The 17,548-nt window shown below is 68.8% G+C and carries 19 protein-coding genes; 7 read left to right on the top strand and 12 right to left on the bottom strand.

Translation table 11 applies throughout. The features are described 5' to 3' along the window. Positions 1 to 10: 10 nt before the first annotated feature. Complete coding sequence (locus BLV57_RS10925; protein WP_091288519.1) at positions 11 to 499, top strand: Lrp/AsnC family transcriptional regulator; 489 nt, start codon at positions 11 to 13, stop codon at positions 497 to 499. 61 nt (positions 500 to 560) lie between these two features. Here the strand turns inward: BLV57_RS10925 and BLV57_RS10920 are convergent, their stop codons facing one another. Further along, positions 561 to 2,684, bottom strand: coding sequence for a helicase domain-containing protein (locus BLV57_RS10920; RefSeq protein WP_091288518.1), 2,124 nt, complete (start codon positions 2,682 to 2,684; stop codon positions 561 to 563). A 74-nt stretch (positions 2,685 to 2,758) separates the two neighbouring features. Beyond that, a complete protein-coding gene (locus BLV57_RS10915) occupies positions 2,759 to 3,517 on the bottom strand; it encodes a hypothetical protein (RefSeq protein WP_091288517.1) in 759 nt (252 codons plus the stop codon). Positions 3,518 to 3,604: 87 nt separating this feature from the next. Between BLV57_RS10915 and BLV57_RS10910 the strand changes: the two genes are divergently transcribed. Then, positions 3,605 to 4,765 carry an NAD(P)/FAD-dependent oxidoreductase gene (locus tag BLV57_RS10910; RefSeq protein ID WP_091288516.1) on the top strand — a complete coding sequence of 387 codons (1,161 nt, stop codon included), beginning with the start codon at positions 3,605 to 3,607 and terminating at the stop codon, positions 4,763 to 4,765. Beyond that, the gene (locus BLV57_RS10905; protein ID WP_091288515.1) at positions 4,762 to 6,363 is read left to right on the top strand and encodes a non-ribosomal peptide synthetase; all 1,602 of its coding nucleotides are present in this window, start codon (positions 4,762 to 4,764) and stop codon (positions 6,361 to 6,363) included. The genes BLV57_RS10910 and BLV57_RS10905 overlap by 4 nt, the downstream gene beginning before the upstream one ends. A gap of 350 nt (positions 6,364 to 6,713) precedes the next feature. On the opposite strand, the gene BLV57_RS10900 is transcribed toward BLV57_RS10905, so the two are convergent. From BLV57_RS10900 to BLV57_RS10890, 3 genes are read right to left on the bottom strand one after another with little or no spacing between them, the layout of a single operon-like run. Further along, a complete protein-coding gene (locus tag BLV57_RS10900) occupies positions 6,714 to 8,507 on the bottom strand; it encodes a LamG-like jellyroll fold domain-containing protein (protein ID WP_091288514.1) in 1,794 nt (597 codons plus the stop codon). A 51-nt stretch (positions 8,508 to 8,558) separates the two neighbouring features. Beyond that, positions 8,559 to 9,008, bottom strand: a complete 450-nt coding sequence (locus BLV57_RS10895; protein WP_091288513.1) for a DUF6328 family protein — start codon at positions 9,006 to 9,008, stop codon at positions 8,559 to 8,561. Then, positions 9,005 to 9,907: a DMT family transporter gene (locus BLV57_RS10890; protein ID WP_091288512.1), complete on the bottom strand. Its 903-nt coding sequence runs from the start codon at positions 9,905 to 9,907 to the stop codon at positions 9,005 to 9,007. The genes BLV57_RS10895 and BLV57_RS10890 overlap by 4 nt, the downstream gene beginning before the upstream one ends. Positions 9,908 to 9,982: 75 nt before the next feature. Here BLV57_RS10890 and BLV57_RS10885 point away from each other — a divergent pair, with 75 nt between their 5' ends. After that, the gene (locus tag BLV57_RS10885; protein WP_091288511.1) at positions 9,983 to 10,549 is read left to right on the top strand and encodes a superoxide dismutase; all 567 of its coding nucleotides are present in this window, start codon (positions 9,983 to 9,985) and stop codon (positions 10,547 to 10,549) included. Between the two features lie 50 nt (positions 10,550 to 10,599). Here BLV57_RS10885 and BLV57_RS10880 read toward each other — a convergent pair whose 3' ends face one another. The 5 genes from BLV57_RS10880 to BLV57_RS10860 form a co-directional block, all read right to left on the bottom strand. Then, positions 10,600 to 12,438, bottom strand: coding sequence for a DUF2339 domain-containing protein (locus BLV57_RS10880; protein WP_091288510.1), 1,839 nt, complete (start codon positions 12,436 to 12,438; stop codon positions 10,600 to 10,602). A gap of 74 nt (positions 12,439 to 12,512) precedes the next feature. Next, positions 12,513 to 12,971, bottom strand: coding sequence for a hypothetical protein (locus tag BLV57_RS43200; RefSeq protein WP_091288509.1), 459 nt, complete (start codon positions 12,969 to 12,971; stop codon positions 12,513 to 12,515). Between the two features lie 39 nt (positions 12,972 to 13,010). Further along, the gene (locus BLV57_RS10870; RefSeq protein WP_218134723.1) at positions 13,011 to 13,586 is read right to left on the bottom strand and encodes a ferredoxin; all 576 of its coding nucleotides are present in this window, start codon (positions 13,584 to 13,586) and stop codon (positions 13,011 to 13,013) included. 15 nt (positions 13,587 to 13,601) lie between these two features. Then, positions 13,602 to 13,994 carry a PIN domain-containing protein gene (locus BLV57_RS10865; protein ID WP_091288508.1) on the bottom strand — a complete coding sequence of 131 codons (393 nt, stop codon included), beginning with the start codon at positions 13,992 to 13,994 and terminating at the stop codon, positions 13,602 to 13,604. Continuing rightward, positions 13,991 to 14,311: a hypothetical protein gene (locus tag BLV57_RS10860; RefSeq protein ID WP_091289079.1), complete on the bottom strand. Its 321-nt coding sequence runs from the start codon at positions 14,309 to 14,311 to the stop codon at positions 13,991 to 13,993. The genes BLV57_RS10865 and BLV57_RS10860 overlap by 4 nt, the downstream gene beginning before the upstream one ends. Before the next feature lie 177 nt (positions 14,312 to 14,488). On the opposite strand from BLV57_RS10860, the gene BLV57_RS10855 reads away from it, so the two are divergent. Next, a complete protein-coding gene (locus tag BLV57_RS10855; protein ID WP_091288507.1) occupies positions 14,489 to 14,995 on the top strand; it encodes an O-acetyl-ADP-ribose deacetylase in 507 nt (168 codons plus the stop codon). A 59-nt stretch (positions 14,996 to 15,054) separates the two neighbouring features. On the opposite strand, the gene BLV57_RS10850 is transcribed toward BLV57_RS10855, so the two are convergent. Continuing rightward, positions 15,055 to 15,414, bottom strand: a complete 360-nt coding sequence (locus BLV57_RS10850) for a hypothetical protein (protein WP_091288506.1) — start codon at positions 15,412 to 15,414, stop codon at positions 15,055 to 15,057. A gap of 27 nt (positions 15,415 to 15,441) precedes the next feature. After that, a complete protein-coding gene (locus BLV57_RS10845) occupies positions 15,442 to 15,843 on the bottom strand; it encodes a DUF6069 family protein (RefSeq protein ID WP_143047027.1) in 402 nt (133 codons plus the stop codon). Positions 15,844 to 15,986: 143 nt separating this feature from the next. On the opposite strand from BLV57_RS10845, the gene dusB reads away from it, so the two are divergent. Both dusB and BLV57_RS10835 read left to right on the top strand, forming a co-directional pair. Next, entirely contained in the window at positions 15,987 to 17,132 is a 1,146-nt protein-coding gene (dusB, locus tag BLV57_RS10840) for a tRNA dihydrouridine synthase DusB (protein WP_091288504.1), read from the top strand. An 83-nt stretch (positions 17,133 to 17,215) separates the two neighbouring features. Continuing rightward, positions 17,216 to 17,530, top strand: a complete 315-nt coding sequence (locus BLV57_RS10835) for a hypothetical protein (RefSeq protein WP_091288503.1) — start codon at positions 17,216 to 17,218, stop codon at positions 17,528 to 17,530. The last annotated feature ends 18 nt before the right edge of the window (positions 17,531 to 17,548 follow it).

The raw sequence follows: 17,548 nt of genomic DNA, 5'->3' as shown, positions 1-17,548 counted from the left end.
GAGGGCCGGCATGGCCGACGAACGGGACGGCGAACCACGTACGCCACGTGGTCTCGACGAGACCGACCGGACGCTGATCTCACTACTCCAGCGTGACGGCCGGGCCTCGTTCACCGCGTTGGCCAAGGCCGTCGGCCTCTCCGAGGGCGCGGTCCGCCAGCGTGTGCAGCGCCTCCTGCGCGACGGCACGATGCAGATAGTCGCCGTCACCGACCCGCTCGACGTCGACCTCGCCCGCCAGGCCATGGTCGGCATCAAGGTCAGCGGCGACCTCCACGCCGTCGCCGAGCGCCTCTCCGCGCTGGACGACGTGCACTACGTGGTCCTCTGCGCCGGCGGCTTCGACATCCTGATCGAGGTCATCTGCCGCGACGACGACCACCTGCTCCAGGTGCTCAATGACGACATCCGCGGCATCGAAGGCATCGTCAGCACCGAGACCTTCGTCTACCTGAAGCTCGCCAAGCAGACCTACGCCTGGGGCGCCCTCACCCGCTGATGGTGGTCGTGAGTGTTCCGGCCGGTTCTAACCGGCCGGAACACTCACGACCCAACGGGGATTACCAGGCCCAGCAGCCAGGGACCGTGTCGTAGCGCGGCTCCAGCGAGCGCAGCGTCGCGGGCAGCGGCTCCGTGTGCAGCACGCCCAGCCGCTGCGTCGCCCGCGTGAGCGCGACGTACAGGTCCGAAGCCGACCCGATCTGCCCGGGCTCTACCAGGATCACCGAGTCGAACTCCAGTCCCTTCGACTCCCTCGGTGTCATCGCCGGGTGCCCGACGTCGACCCCGGGCGGCGCGATGACCGCCACGGATCCGGACGCTTCCCGCACCGCGCGGGCGACCGCCTCGGTCAGATTCTCCACGTGCCGCGCCCAAGGCCGGATCCCCTTGGCCCGCACCGAACGCGGCGGCCGGGCCGCCGGGTCGACCTCCGCGAGCACCGCGGCGGCGACCTCCATGATCTCGGCGGGGGTGCGGTAGTTCGTCGTCAGCGCCCGGTACTTCCACCGGTCCTGGACATGCGGCGCGAGCATGTCCTCCCAGTCCCGCGCGCCCGCGGGCGACTCGCGCTGGGCGAGGTCGCCGACGATGGTGAACGAGCGGCGCGGACACCGGCGCATCAGCATCCGCCAGTCCATTTCGGACAGTTCCTGCGCCTCGTCGACGACGACGTGCCCGTACGTCCACTCCCGATCCGAAGCCGCCCGCTCGGCGAGCGCACGGGTGTCGTGTTCGACATGGCGCTCCGCCAGCTGCGAGGCGGTGACGACGTCCTGGGCACGCAGGGTCTCCCCGTCGTCTTCCATGTTCAGGATTTCCAGGACACCCTCGGCGAACTCCCGCTCCTCCTTCAGCTCGCGTGTCGTGTGCTGGCCGAGCAGCTCGGTCGCCTCGTCGAGCAGCGCGACGTCCGAGCTGGTCCAGGCCTCGCCGTCGGCGCGGTACAGCGCGTCACGCAGGAACGGGGCGGCCACGTCGAGTCGCTCCGGCGACGTGAACAGATCCCTGAGCAGCTGATACGGCGACAACCTCGGCCACAGCTCGTCGACGGCGCGTTCGAGCAGCCTGCCCGTGACCAGCTCCGCCGTGACGTCCTGGACGAGCTCGGCACGCAGCATCCGGTCGCCGGGCAACAGCCAGCCCTGGCCGATCAGGTCGACGGCCCGCTCGACGAACGCCTCTTCCAGCAGCGACCAGAAGTAGCTCCGGGCCTCGTTGTGCGGCAGGCCGGTCGCCTGCGCGCGTTTCAGCGCGGGCTCCACGAGCTCGGTGTCGACGGGCACCGTGACGTCGTCGAGTTTCACCATGATCGGCTTCACCGGCAGCCGCTGCCGATCCGCGATGGCCTCCCGCAGCACGTGGACCATCGCCGCCGACCCCTTGATCTCCCTGGCCTCCGGGGTTTCCTCCGCGGTGGGCCGCAGGCCGGGGAACAGGTCCGCCGGGGTCGCGAAGACCACGTCCGTCTCGCCGAGCGAGGGCAGCACGCGATCGATGTAGCCGAGGAAGCGCGGGTTCGGCCCGATCACCAGCACGCCGCTGCGCGAGAGCAGCTTTCGCTTGGTGTACAGCAGATACGCGACGCGATGCAGCGCGACCGCGGTCTTCCCGGTGCCCGGCCCGCCCTCGATCACGACGACGCCGGGATGGTCCAGCCGGATGATCTCGTCCTGCTCGGCCTGGATGGTCGCGACGATATCTCGCATGACGCCATCGCGCGGCGCGTCGAGCGCGGCCAGCAACGCGGTGCCGTCGACGCTCGATTCCCCTTCGAGCAGCTCGTCGGTGAATTCGACCAGCCGCCTGCCGATGGTGTGGAACTGCCGCCGCCTGCGCATCCCCTCCGGATTGGCCCCGGTCGCGCAATAGAACGGCCGCGCGGCGGGCGCGCGCCAATCGAGCAGCACTGGCTCGTAGTCCTCTTCGAACAGTCCGATTCGCCCGATGTACCGCCGCTCGCCACCCCGCTCGTCGAGCCTGCCGAAGCACAGGCCGTCGTCCGCGACCTTCAGGCGCTGCACCTCCTGCTGGTTGAACGTGACCGCGACATCGCGCTCCCACAAGGAAACGGCGTCGGCCGTCCGCCCGGCGGCCGCCTCCCTCGCCGCTTCCAGGTGCGTATAGAGGAAGGACAAGTGTGCGCGCTCGGAACGTAATTCCTGCTCGTACCCCTGATTTGACAATTTCCCCTCACAGCTGCTATGTTAATAGAGCAATCGGCGATGTTTTCCGGAATCGGAGACGCGCCGATTTTCTATTATGCGGGGCTTGTCAAGTTTCGTTCCCACTGTTTCAATGCGGCAACAAGTGCCGGGCTTCCTATTGCTTTTTGCTGATAATTGAGGTAATGTCGAAGTAGCTTGAGAAGTTCGCCGTGCGGCAGCGTGCCCGGTGAACCCCCGTGACGAAGCGCGTTCGCCGCCCGGACCAGATCGTGAGCGGGAGCGTCGGGCAGCCCCAGGTAGTACTCCACCGCCGGATCCGTGAGCCCGAGCTCCCCGGTCGCGGCCGTGTACAGCAAGCGCACCGGCATCAGCACCAGCTTCGTCAGCCGGATCGGCGACAATCCTTGCGGCGCAAGGCAATCAGCGATCCCTGCCGGAGAACCCAGCAGTCGCAGAGCGAACGCCGCACCCTCTTCGACCAGCTCGGCACGCCCTGGCCGCGGCAGCGAGTCACGCACCTCCGTGCCGAACAGCAGTGCCCCATAGTCCGCCAGATCGAGCCGATCGTGCGCTGGAAACCGCCCATCCGGCCGCCCCGCCCGCAATGAGCCAAGCGAACTCCAGAACACCGAAAGCCGTTCGGCCAAAGGAATCCCCGAAGCCTTCAGCTCGTCCCGGACGCCTTCGATAGATGAATCCGGTTCACGTAGTACCAGTCCGAGATCGACATCGCTGACCGCCGGAGCGAACCCGCCATGCGCCAGGCTCCCCAGCGCGTAAGCCGAGACGAGCCGGTCGCCCAGCGCGTCCCGATAAGCGGTAACCGCGGTGGTCAAGACCACCTTGCCCACCTGATGAGCCTCCGTTGACACCCGGATCCCCTTTCGTCACCATTCCCCCGACTCGGCCAGGCTAAGCGACGCGGGCAAGGGGGAAGCGTGTACGACGTGATCGTCGTCGGGGCCCGCTGTGCCGGGGCGATCACCGCGCTTCTGTTCGCGCGCAACGGATATCGCGTACTGCTGCTCGACCGCGCCCGCTTCCCGCGCGACACGCTGTCCACGCACTACCTGCATCAGCCCGCCATCGCGAAACTCCGCGACTGGGGCCTGCTCGACGCCATCACCGCCACCGGCTGCCCACCACTCGACCAAGCCGTCTACCAGGTCGGCTCGCTGCGCGTCGAGGGATGCGCCGAGCCAACTGGCGGCATCGAGACCGCGTACGCGCCCCGCCGCTACCTCCTCGACGAGATACTCGTGCGCGCCGCCGTCGAAGCGGGCGCCGAGCTGCGCGAGGGCACCTCCGTCGAAGCCCTGCTCACCGATGGCGACCGCGTGACCGGCGTCCGCTGCGGCGGCCACGACGAAAGCGCCCAGCTCGTCGTCGGCGCCGACGGCATGCGCTCCACCGTCGCCGACCTGGTCAAAGCCCCGCTGACCGTCGAAGACCCGACACTGTCCTGCGTCTACTACGCCTACTGGCTCGACGTGCCGGCCAAGTTCGAGGTCTACGAGGCCGAGGGCAGCGCGGCGGGCACCATCCCGACCAACGACGGCGCCACCCTCGTCGCGACCTACTTCCCGCAGTCCGACTTCGACCGCGTCCGCGCCGACGCCGAGTCCGCCTACCTCGAGAACATCCGCCGCACGTCGCCGGAGCTGTTCGAGCGTGTCTCGGCGGGCCGGCGCGTCGAGCGGCTGCGCGGCACCGGCGACCAGCGCAACTACTTCCGCCAGGCCGCGGGCCCCGGCTGGGTGCTGGTCGGCGACGCGGGGCACCACAAGGACTCCATCACCGCGCGCGGCATCAGCGACGCCTTCACCCAGGCCGAGCTGCTGGTCACCGCGATCGGCGAGGACCTGTACGACGACGGCGAAACCCGCCGCGCGCTGGAGTGGTTCGGCAAGCAGCGTGACCGGCTGCTCGCCGAGATCTATCAGACGACCTTGGTGACCGCTCGGCTGAGCGTCGACCACGAACGCGTCGAACTGCTGCGCACGCTGACCGCCACCCCGGCAGGCGCGCGCCGCTACTTCTCCACCGTGGCCGGCATCTGCTCGGTCAATGAGCTCTACGCCTTGGAACGGGCCTCATGAAGATCCACGAGCTGGTCGCGGCCGCGCCCCTGGACAACATCGCACTCCGCCAAGGCGACGAGACCGTCACCTATCGCGAGCTACTCGCCGAAGCCGACGCGATCGCGGCCCGACTACCCGTGCGGGCCGGCGACGTGGTCGCCGTCAGCCTGCCCGCCTCACCCCATCTCATCGCCACCCTGCTCGCGGTCCTTTCATTGGACGCCGTCTACACCGTCATCCCGCCGGACTGGCCGCCCGCCCGCGCCGCCCAGGTACTCGACCAGACCAGAGCCCGCGTCCTCGTCACCACCGAGATCCAGCCGCGCGAGGTCGCCGCCGACCCGGCCGACGGCTGCTGCGTCTTCTTCACCTCCGGCAGCACCGGCCGCCCCAAAGCCGTCCTCGCGACCCACGCGGGTGTCCTGCGCGTCGCGTTCGACCCGCTGCTGGCGTTCAGCGCCCGCACTTCCATGCTCCAGGCGGCATCCACAGCCTGGGACATCTTCGCGATGGAGGTCTGGGCGCCACTCGTGCACGGCGGCACGGTCGTGCTCGGCGACGGCCCCCAGTTCGAACTCTCCTGGCTCCGCGACGGCATCGCCCGCGGCGTCAACACGGTCTTCCTGACCGCCTCGCTGTTCAACCTCGCCGCCGAAGACGATCTCGACGGACTCACCGGCCTCGAAGTCCTGATGTCAGGCGGCGAACGCGCTTCGGTCAAGCACTGGGCCGCCGTCGCCGAGCGCCACCCGGACATCCGCCTGCTGCACGGCTACGGCCCGGCCGAGGCCACGATCGCCACGACCTTCGGCCGTGTCACGCACCCTGTGCCCGCCGAGCTGTCGATCGGCTGGCCCATCGCCGAGACCGAGATCTTCTTGCTGGACAAGGCTTTGCGCCCGGTTCCGGACGGTACGCCCGGCGAAATCGCCATCGGCGGCCCTGGCCTGGCGGCCGGCTACCTCTACGACGAAGCCGAGACCGCCCGTCGGTTCCGCGAGCTGCCGCAGGGCCGGGTGTACCTGACCGGCGACATCGCCACCCAGAACCCCGACGGCAGTTACACGTTCGTCGGCCGGCGCGACCGCCAGCTGAAGGTCTCCGGCGTCCGCGTCGAGCCGAGCGAGATCGAACGCGTAATCAGCGATCTTCCCGGCGTCGGCAGCGTGGCCGTCATCCCGGCCAACGGCGGGCTGGCGGCCTTCTACACCACGGTTTCCGCCGACGCCCCCGACGAAAACGCCGCACGCCAAGCGGTCGCGGAGGCGTTGCCTTCGGCTTTCGTGCCAGGCCGCGTGGTCCGGCTCGCCGAGCTGCCGGTGACGGAGACCGGCAAACTCGACCACGCCCGGCTGACGGCGATCCTCACCGAGGGCGTGCCCGCGCCATCGCCGTCGCACGACTCCGGCCTGGTCGCCGAGATCCTGCGCTGGCTGACCGAGATCGCCCAGCTGCCCGCCGACGCGGACACCGACATCTTCGCGGCGGGTGCCACCTCGGTCACGGCGATCCGGCTCGCGCATGCGCTCACCCAGTCGACGGGCCGCGCGGTACCGGCGCCCACGATCTTCCGCCACCGCACGCCCGCCGCCATCGCCACCGCCCTCACCTCGTGACTGTTTTAGTGAGGGGAAGGCCGAGTTCGATGTGGCTGCGGCCTTGGGCGAGCGGTGAAGCGAGGGTGCCCTTGAGTGCGTACTAAGCACTCGGGGGTCCCCTCGCTGCGCGACAAGCTCGGGTCAGGGGACTGTGTCCGCGCGAGTGGTAACCCTGCTGCGTCTAACGGAGCAGAGGTACCACTCGCGCAAGCCTTGTCAGGCTGGAGCGAGGGGATCCCCTGCTGCATTGAACGCAGCAGGGGATCCCCTCGCCCACGCCCCCGGCCCACGCAGCTTGGTGAGGTAGGTCCTCACTCAGCCGCCCTAGCCTCGTGAGCGTTGCGGGCGGTTAGAACCGCCCGTAACGCTCACGACCCGAGCATGAAGTCGCGTTCTCGCAGTGGGCGACCGACGATCCGCACATCGCCGACCCACCCGTAGAAGCTCTGCTCGACGACCCGGTTGTACGCGTACGCACCGAGCACCCAGCTGCTCCCGGGGCTCGCCAGCCCGATCGCCGGCGTCTTCGGGTTCCGCACGACCGGGCACCCGTCCACGAACATGGTCGTCCGGAACCCGTCGTTCACGAGCGCCACATGCCACCACCTGTCGACAGCCAGCTCATGGCTCCAGTTGGTCGAAATCCCCGCCTGGTTCACCGGGAACACCGCCCACTGCAACCCAGCACCGTCCGAAAGGGACAGTGTCGCCGCGGGCTCGCTCGGGTCGTCGCCGGTCTTGCCCGCGTTCGCACCGCTCCCGAGCCGCCCGAACAATCCCGCCCACGCGTGCTGGCCGTTCTTGAAGTCGGCGGGCATCTTCACGAAGGCCTCGATGGTGTACCCGCGCAAGAACATCTCGCGGTTCAGCGGCGCCGAGTCGACCGTCTTCAGGTACGCGCCCTTGTTCTTCCCGCCGTCGAACCGCAGGCTCGCGCGAGAGGGCTGGCGTCCCCAGAACTCCTTCGAGAACGTCAGCGCCTTCGCGTCGCTCCCCGGCATGATCACGCGCGTCAAGTCGTTGCCACGCCCCGAAAGATCGCGCACCGACTCCGCCGCGGCCCCGTCCGCGCCTTCGAAACGCCAGTACGCGAGCGTCCCCGGGAGCAAGACCTGTCGTGCCGGGCGCGCGGGCGGCACCGGCACCGGCGCGAATCCGGCGAACCGCTTGTCGAAGTCGATCTCCAGGCTGAAGTAGTCGGCCGTACCGGTGCGTTCGACCTCCTGCTTCTCCATCTCGTTCAGCCGCGACTTGTCCGCCAGCCACGGGGAGAACGTGCGGACGTCGATCACGCCGCGATCCAAATCGAACTCGTAGAGCCGGATCATCGCGCTGCCGCCGTAGTAGCGGTCCTGGTAGTTGGTGATGTGCGCGTGCACGTCGTGACCGAAGTCGTTGCGCAGCACCGTCCGGCCGGGTGGCCAGAAGTGCCCGTTGAGCGTCAGGAAGATCTGGTCGTTGCCCGCGACCAGCTGCTCCCAGACCTGCTTGCCGAAGTCGGACAGCTGAGCCTCGCCGGTGTCCGCGGAGACGAACTCGTGGATCGTCAGTATCGCCGGGAGATGCGGGTTCTTCGCAAGCACGTCGCGTGCCCAGGCGAGGCCGCCGGAAGACGGCCGCCAGTCCATCGCCAGCACCAGCCACTCGCGCCCGCCCGCGCGGAACACGTGATAGCTGTTGTAGCCGTCCTTTGTGGACCCGCGATACGTCGGCGAGGTGCGGAAGCGCTGCGGGCCGAACGCGTCGAGGTACGGGGTGCGGCCGCGCTGGTCGTCGGTGGACGACTTGATGTCGTGATTGCCCGCCAGCACGCTGTACGGGAACCGCCGCCGGTCGAGCGCCTGGAACGAACGGCTGATCTGCTCCATCTCGCCCGGCTGCCCGTTCTCGGTGAGATCGCCGAGGTGGGCGAGGAAGACAACGTTGTCGTCGTCCAGCACGTAGCGCAGGGTCGCGTCGAGCGGTGCCGGATCGCAGCGGTCAGCGTCGAACAGGTACTGGGTGTCCGGCAGCACGGCGATGCTGAACCGCCTGCCGCCGGAGTCGGGACGGTGGTGGCCGGTGGCCGCCGCGGCGGGCGAGCCGAGCACGGTGGACACGGCGGCGCCCGCGCCGAGCAGCCCGGCGCCACGCAGGAACGTCCGGCGATTCGAGTCAGTCACGGGCGCAAACTACGCGGCGTGAGGCAACGGCGGTGGAACGCCGAGTGAACTTCAGCGCCGGAGCACCCGCACGGGGAACACGAACCAGACCCCGGCGAACAGCGCCGTGACCAGCACCATCACCACGGCCATCGCGACCGGCCCGTAGACCACCTTCGCGATCAACCCCACAGTCACCGTCAGTGCCGCCGCGAGGCATCCGAGTCCCGCGATGACGAGCCGGTTACCATGGGTGACGATCTCTTCGCGGCGTCCCGTCCGGAACAACAGCCGGTGCCACGCCGCGGGCGCGGTCAGCAGCACGGTCGACGTCACCGCGAACAGCACCGCCACCAGATGCGTCGCCTTCTCGAACCCGCTCGCCTCGCGGAACTGCGACGTGAAGACCACCGAAAGCAGGAAGCCGAACAGGATCTGCACCCCGGCCTGCGCCACCCGCAGCTCCTGGAGCAGATCGGTGACGTTGCGCGACAGCCGCCCGTTCGCCGATTCCTCGGTCATAACGCGGGTTCCAAGACCATCGGCCTGCCACCGACCCTTTCATGCCAGCCCAGCGCCGTCACGGCGGCGACGACGATCGTCAGTCCGATCCACTGTGTCACGACCAGGTGCGCGTCCAAAAAGGACACACCGAGCACGGCGGCGGTCACCGGGAACGCCAGCTCGGCGAGCGTGGCGCGTGACGCGGGCGTCGAGCGCAGCCCCGCGTAGTACAGGCTGAGCGCCAGCAGCCCCGGCACGAGCGCGAGCAGCCCGAGCCCCACCGCGTTGTCCCAGCCGACGGCGAAGGCCGCGCCCTGCGTCGCGACGATGAGCGCGGCGACCGGAAGCCCGACCGTGAACCGCAGCACGGTCACGTCACGTGCCTCGAGCTGAGCCGAGACAAGCCTTCCGAGCACGGTGCCCGCCGCCCACAACGCCGCGGCGCCGATGGCGAGCAGCGCCGCCTTGGCCGCGGCGACCTGGATGTGCACCGGATCGCGGAACGCGAGCAGCCAGGCGCCCATCAGCGCGGGCACGGCGAACAACGCGTAGCCGGGGCGAATGCGTTCGCCGAGCACGAAGAACGCGGCGATCACCGCGAACACCGGCTGCAGTTTCTGCAGCACCAGCGGGGTGATCGGATCCCCGAGCTTGAACGCGGCGGTGAACATCGCCGTCGCCAGCGCCGACGAACCACCACCGATCACGAGCACGGCGAGCCATTCCTTCGGCCCGCATTTCCGCAGCGCGCGCACGGCGCGCGGAATGAACGGGCTGAGTACCAGTACCACGAGAACGTGCTCCCAGAAGACCACGGTCGCGGCAGGCAGCTTCTCAGCGAGCGGAAGCCTCAATAAGCCATCAGTACCCCAGAGAGCTGCGGCGATGGCTACCAGCCAGGTGCGGTCCTTGGTCATTTACGCAGCCTACGAGTTAACACATTCGGGTGAGCACCATGGCCAGGTGATTGCTTGAGTGACTAGAGAGGCACTATGCGTATCGTCCCCACGGCCATTTCCGTCCTGTTCGCTTCGGCGCTCGTGCTGAGTGGTACGACCGCCGCTTCCGCCGCTGAGACCCGCCTAGTCACCGCGCATGGCACCTTCAAGGCCTACAGCCCGGACGCCAAGGCGATCACCTACAAACCCGAACTCGTGCCGGCAGGCGCCCGCGCGCACGTCTTCGCGCTCACCGGGAACCGCATCGGCACCACGACCGTGCTCGCCGTCAGCGGCCTGCTGCCGGACCGCGAATACGGCGCGCACGTGCACACGAACGCCTGCGGAGCGACCGGCGACGCCGCCGGGCCGCACTTCCAGAACCAGCCGGACCCGGTGAAGCCGTCCGTCGACCCGGCGTATGCCAACCCCCGCAACGAGATCTGGCTCGACTTCACCACGAGCAGGCTCGGCATCGGCTTCTCTTCGTCCCATGTGGACTGGGGCTTCACCGATCGCCACCCCGGTTCGGTCGTCATCCACGAGATGCACACGCACACCGACCCCGGCCACGCAGGCACCGCCGGAGCCCGGCTGGCCTGTGTGAACGTCGGCTTCTAAGTGGTCGTGAGTGTTGCGGCCGGTTCTAACCGGCCGCAACACTCACGACCTCAGCGCGAGGCGACCATGCGTGCGTAGCGGGTGCCCGCGGCCAGCAGGATCAGCCCGGCGCAGAGGAACGCGCCGACGCGCGCCATCCCGTCCAGCGCACCCAGGTCGAACAGCACCAGCTTGAGCACGGCGGCCCCGACCAGCACCAGCCCGATCACCCGCAGCACGACCGAGTCGATCCCGCGGACCAGCAGCACCAGCGCGGCCACCGTCCACGACACGGTGATCACCGCGTGCCCGACCGTGAACCCGGTCCGGTCCGGCATCACCAGCAGCGCCAGGTTCAGCACCACACCGGCCGCGCCGGTCAGCACCCCGAGCCCGGCGAACACCCACGGCGCCACGTTCTGCGAAGGCGTGCGCAGCGCACCGAGCTGGTAAGCCACCCAAGGCAAAGCACCCGAGATCACCAGTATCAACGCGGCCGTCAGCAGCGCACCGGCGAGTTCGCCCGGCTGCCGCGTCCAGAACACGATCAGCGTGGTGAGCCGGAAATCGCCGAACATGGCCACGATCGCGCCGATCAGCCCGAACCCGAACGAACCCCAGAGCGCGACCTTGCTCTTCGCGCGCCAAGCCACCAGCGCGAGCACGACGCCCTCGCCAAGCAGGATCGTCGCCTGCGCGGTCCCGTCGAACTGGGTGGACGTCGCCTGCAGCGCGGCCACCATGCCCGCCACCCCGGCGACATCCCCCGCGAACCCGGTCCACACTCGCCGCGTCGCCCAGATCGCCAGCAGCACGACGGCGGTCGCACCGGCGACCGCGACCGCCTGCGCCTTCGGCAGGAACGCGGCCGCCGCCAGCGACGGCACGACGGAACCCGCGAGCAGCGTCAGCGCGGCGGGGTCGTTCTGGCGCTTCACGGCCACGACCAACGCGAGAGCGATCCCGACAACGGTCGAACCCAGCGCGGCGGCGGTGTTCGCCGTGCTGCCGGGCCCGCCGAGCAGCGTGGTGCTCAGCAGCGAGGCGAACAGCGGCGGAACCCCGGCGCCGACGGCCAGCGGAGTCCACTCGCGGCGCAGCTGGACCGGAGCGGTCGCCAGCTGAAGCATCAACAGGAAAGCGACCAGTTCCGGGTGGAACCCCTTGGTGATCACCGGAGCGCACACCGCGCACCCGATCACGACAGCCGTTCCGAGCAGCGCCGAGTTCCACCGCGCGGCCAACAGCAACCCGCCGACGGCGACCACCAGCCCGACCGCGAGCCCAGCCAGCTGCGGCAAGAATTCGTACAACGTCGTCGCCGCGATCGCGTCTAGGTAGAGGACCGCGATCCCGGTGGCGGCCAGCGCGAACGCACCCGTCCGCCCGGCCGGGTTCCGGTGCAGCCAAAGCCCGGTCCCGATCATGCCGAGCCCGAACGCACCACCGACCAGCACCCGCGGCATCGGCCCGAGCCACCCACGCTGAATCGCCAGCACGAGCAGCAGGACGACACCGAGCAGCGTCACGGCCCCACCGACCCAGGCCAGCACCCGGCTGCCCGCGCCTTCCTTGCCCAGCTTCTCGACGAGCGACGGCCGCGGCACGGCGGGCGGCGGCAGGTATTGCATCGAGGCCAAGGGCGGACGCGCGGGCTGCCACTGCTGCTGCGGAGGCGCTTGGTAGCCGGGCATCGGCTGTCCGTAGGCGGGCATGGCCGGGTAGCCGTACGGCTGCGGCTGGGGAGCCTCTTGCGGGGCCTGCGGCTGGGGTGCCGATGCCTGCTGCGGGGCCTGTTCGGCCTGGTCAGCCTGCACGGTCCGCAGTTCGGCGCCGACCAACGAGAGCCGGCGCCCAAGGTCGTCGATCTCCCCGGCGAGCCTGAGGAGTGTCTCTCGATCAGTAGGCATGCGCACAGCATGAGGCGTGCGCTACCTGGTCGGATCCGTAGCACTACTCAATCCGAGGTTGCGATTTGAGTAGTTCAGCCAGGGATCGAGATCCTGATCATGGCATGGTCGGCGTCGGAGTAGAGCGTCTCGATGCTGAGCGCGTCGTTGTTGAGTGTGACGGTGCCGTTGATCGTCCCGCCGAAGCCGGAGCCCAGCTGGAAGTAGATTCCATCGGCCGAGGTGCTCACGATGACCACGTAGTCGAGCTTCGGCGTCGACTTCACCTGCTTGCCGAACCGGATCAGGTCCCCGGCCTTCACCTCGACCTCGCAAACCCCGTCCGAACAAGCCTTGAGGTTCCGCCCATCGGCCACCGCGGGCGGCGCGGTCGGCTTCGGACTCGCGGACGAGGTCGTGGCGCTCGCCGTCGTTGTCGCTGTGCTGGTGCTCGGCGCCGGCGCGGGTTTCGCGGGCTCGGCCTCCTGCCCGCACCCGGCGGACAACGCGACCGAGGCGAGCGCCGCGACGATGTTCCATTTCGTTGAGCCCATGCGGTGGATCGTCGCCCACACCGCCCGGGACCGGTCCCGTCACGCCAAGGTCGGCAGCGCCTCTTCGGCACCGGGCGCGCGTCGCTCCGACAGCCAGAACAGGTAGACCCGCAGGTCGCCTTCCAGCTCGGTGTCCTGGTAGCTCAGGAAATCCCGAAGCCCTTGCGCGGCCTCGATTTCGTACTTGTTTTCGCTTGTCGCCCACGTGGCAGCGGCCTTTGCGGTCCATTCCCGCAGCTTGGCCCGCTCGCTCCACCACTCCCGGACGCTCTCAGGTGTCCAGTGCTCATCGCCATCCATCGCGTAGCCGCTGAACGGATCCGCCCAAGCAGCTTGCAACAGCCGATACGTCTCCGCACGCGAGCGCGGCTGCCGGTAGACGAACTCTTGGCCGTACTCATCGTCGTAGCAGACGCTCTCAGGTGCTTGAAGCCTTCCGCACCAACAAGTATCGGTGTCGGCCCCATACAGCGGACCGGGCACGTTCCGCCAGTTCCGCTCTTCCCACTTGCCGTGGAGATAGTCGCCCGGCTCGGGCAGTGCGACCGCGATACCCGGAACGACCACACCCGCCGACTCCCGGATCACCGGAACCGGATCCCAATACCCGATCAATGGCTTCTCCCTCGTCTAAACAGGAACCAGCGAAATCGAAACCCCCGCCGCGTCGGCGAGTTTCGCGAGATCGCCTGGATCAGAGGTCAGCACCACACCGCCGGTGCTGATCGCGGCGACGACCACCGCCGCGTCGACGATGTCCGCTGTGCCGGCCAAGGCGAGCAGTTTCCCGGCCGCCTCGGCGGTATCTTCGGTGAACGGCAAGGATTCGCACATCCGCCGCACGGTCGCGAGCTGTGCCTGTCGCGGGCTCGCCCGCCAGACCTGAGCGAGTACGACCGCAGGTAAGAGCGGACGCATGCCGGTCGCGACGAGATTGCGGCATGCCGTGAACACCAGGCCACGTGGCTGCCGTTCCACCGCGATCAATGCGCCGGCGTCGAGAATCAGGCCACGGCCGATCATCCGGTCCGCCGTTTGTCGGGAAAACCGAGCAGCCTGGCCAACGCCGCTCGGCGTGCGGCGACCTCTTCGAGGGACTCCGGCTGTCCGACACCCGCCTCGGCCAGCTTGGCCCGGAACTCCGCCGCCTCCTCGGCATCCGGTTCGCCGAACCGAGCCACGTATTCGGCAGCGGCCGCTTGTGCTTCGGCAAGGTCGGCAGCGGCTTCGGCGGCTTCGGCCAGCCAGGTCGAGAGCGGAACCCCCGCGCGCTCGGCGGCTCGGCGAGCGCGAGCGGCGACTATGTCTGGCAACGACACGCTGAGCTTCTCCACGGCCATGGTCGACACTCTACGTCAACCAGTACTACCAGGGTAGCACCAAGTGGCCTAGTCCGCTTCGGCTGGGTTGTCGCCTACGAATTCGGCGATGGCTGCGAGGTAGCGAGGCCGATCGCCTTGAGTTCGCCATACGAGAACGAAACCCCGCCTGCCGCCATCCGGGGCCATGATCGGGGCATGCCCAAGATCGAGGTGGTACGCGGCGACATCACGCGCGAGCAGGTCGACTGCGTGGTGACCGCGGCGAACGAGTCGCTGCTCGGCGGCGGCGGGGTCGACGGAGCCATCCATCGCGCGGCGGGACCGAGGCTCGCCGAAGCCGGTGGCGCGATCAGCCCATGCGAACCGGGCGACGCGATGGCGACCCCGGCTTTCGACCTGAACGCGCCGATCAAGCACGTGATCCACACGGTCGGCCCGATCTGGGAAGGCGGCGCGTTCGGCGAGGCCGAGGTGCTCGCCTCCTGCTACCGCCGAAGTCTCGCCGTCGCCGACGAACTCGGCGTTCGCAGCATCGCTTTCCCGGCGATTGCCACTGGTGTCTACGGATTTCCCGCTGACCAAGCCGCTCGGATCGCGCTCGACACCCTCCGCTCGACGCCGACCGCGGTCGAGCTGATCCGCCTGGTCGCCTTCGACGAGTCCACTCGCGATCTGCTGTCAGCCGCGGCCGCGTCGCGCTAACCGCACAAAAGCCACGTTCGCAACGGTGAGCGACACAAAAGCCACGTTCGTTCCCATCGTCAGCCGATCGGGACGAGTGCTCCTTGTGGCCGGGACGAGAACTGGGTCGCCAGGCGCATCGGCGCCGGGTGCGGCGGCAGGATGGTCGAGGCGAACGGCGTCGACGTCATCCCGCCGCTGTAGTTGGTCAGCAGGTGCACGCTGACGTGCACGTTCCGGTCGGCGGGGATCTCGAACGTCACGCTGCCCCAGGTGACCACGTACTGCCTGCCGTCGATGCTGGCGTAAGGCGCGTAGTAGTTCACCGCGTTGCTCGAGAACGGCGGAATCTCGAGGGTGAGCAGCCTGCGCGGGCCGTCGTGGTTGTCGACGTACGGGATCACGCCGGGCACTGTGGCCAGGTCGGTCGGCTCGCTCATCAGGCGGAGCCTAGCGAAGATCGCGCTTCACTCGCCGCGGAAAAGGGGGAGCAAGGTCGCCGAGACGGCCGCGCCGGACACGAGGTGCAGCAGCATCAGCGCGACCGTCGTGTCGAACCGCAGTCCCAAAACCACCAAGAGCACGCACGACGCGGCCGTTGCCACCCCGATCGTCCAGCCGAAGACCCGCGCACCCCGGCTCAGTGTCAGCTTCCGGCGGAGAAACGCGGCGAAGACGATCGCCGCGGCCGTGGCGATGGCGGCGACCCCGGCGACGAAGTACCAGGTCACGCCGCCCATGTTGTCGATCACGCGCAGGCCGACCCGGAACGGGACTCCGATGGCGCGGCTGAGGACGAAGACGATCAGGTCCATCGCGACGACCACGGCCACCGCGAACAATCCTTGTCTGGCAATGCTTTCCGGCATGAGCCGCCCCTTCGTCCGCTCGCGCGGGACCCAGTTTCGCGAGGTGCGTCCGGCGAAGGATCCGGGAAGTCCCCCATCCGCACCCTGATTTCGCGGCCGCTGGAACCCGCCCCTGGTGCGTGTGAGAGACACCACAAGCGACAATGGAGAGCGTGACCCAGACCCTGAGCAAGCCCGCGCTGAAGATCGGCCAGTACGAGGTCGATCCGCCAGTCGTGCTCGCACCCATGGCGGGCATCACGAACGTCGCGTTCCGGCAGCTGTGCCAGGAGTACGGCGCCGGGATCTACGTCTGCGAGATGATCACCGCCCGCGCGGTCGTCGAACGGCACCCGGGCACCATGCACATGATGACCTTCGGCGAGAACGAAAAGCCCAGGTCGATGCAGCTTTACGGGGTCGACCCGAAAACCATGCGCGAGGCCGTCAAGATCATCACCGGCGAAGGACTGGCCGACCACATCGACTCCAACTTCGGGTGCCCGGTCGCCAAGGTGACGCGGAAGGGCGGCGGGGCCGCGCTGCCGTTCAAGCGGAAGCTGTTCGCGGACATCGTGCGGGAGTCGGCGAAGGCGGCCGCCGAGGCCGGGGTGCCGTTCACCGTGAAGTTCCGGGTCGGGATCGACGACGAGCACCGGACCTTCCTCGATGCCGGGCGGATCGCCGAGGCCGAGGGCGCCGCCGCGGTCAGCCTGCACGCGCGGACCGCCGCTCAGCGGTACTCGGGACAGGCGGACTGGTCGAAGATCGCCGAGCTGAAGCAGGCCGTGACCAGCATTCCGGTGCTGGGCAACGGGGACATCTTCTGCGCCGACGACGCGCTGCGGATGATGGCCGAGACCGGGTGCGACGGTGTCGTCGTCGGGCGGGGGTGCCTGGGCAGGCCTTGGCTGTTCGGGGAGCTGGAGGCCGCGTTCGCCGGGCGGCCGGTTCCGCAAGGCCCGAACCTGGGTGAGGTCGCGCGGGTGCTGCGGAGGCACGCCGAACTGCTCGTCGAGCATGACGGGGACACCAAGGCGATGCGGGACCTGCGCAAGCACATGGCGTGGTACTTCATGGGCTTCCCGGTCGGCTCCGAGCTGCGCCGCGGGTTCGCGATGGTGTCCAGCTTGGACGAGCTCGACGACCTGATCGCCAAGCTCGACCACGACGCGCCGTTCCCCGAGAACGCCGATGGGCCGCGCGGACGGCAGGGTTCGCCGGGAAAGGTCACCCTGCCGCACGGCTGGCTCGACGATCCGGACGACGACTGCGTCCCCGAAACCGAGGACATGCACTCGGGCGGGTAACTATCGGCTGATCCGGGTAGTCCTACTCAAGCGGACTGGCGCGCACTGCTGCCACGCTCGTTAGCTGGACGAGGGAGGACACCGTGGAGCAGTCGGAAACCCAGCGGAAGGCACCTGGCAAAGCGGTCGGCGTACTGGTCGGCCTCACCGCGTTCGCGATCCCGATCCTGATCCAAATCGCCGGGGTGGACCCGGCTGGCGTGGTCGGGTCGTCGATCTTCGAATTGCTCGCCGTGGTCGGGCTCGGCGTGCTCGCGCTCGGGATCGGGCTCATGGGATTGACCCTGCAGTGGAAGAAGTTCGGGGCAGGGCTGGCCTGGGCCGGGGTGCTGGGGCTGGTGGCCTTGGCCGCGTCCGTCGCGGTGCTCGCCTACGCGCTGTCACATTTGACGTTTTAAGCCACCCTGAAAGTGGTG

The sequence above is a fragment of the Amycolatopsis xylanica genome (assembly GCF_900107045.1).
GTDB lineage: Bacteria > Actinomycetota > Actinomycetes > Mycobacteriales > Pseudonocardiaceae > Amycolatopsis > Amycolatopsis xylanica.
The sequence above is the reverse complement of the archived record's forward strand: the minus strand, read 5'-3'. Positions and strand labels throughout refer to the sequence as shown.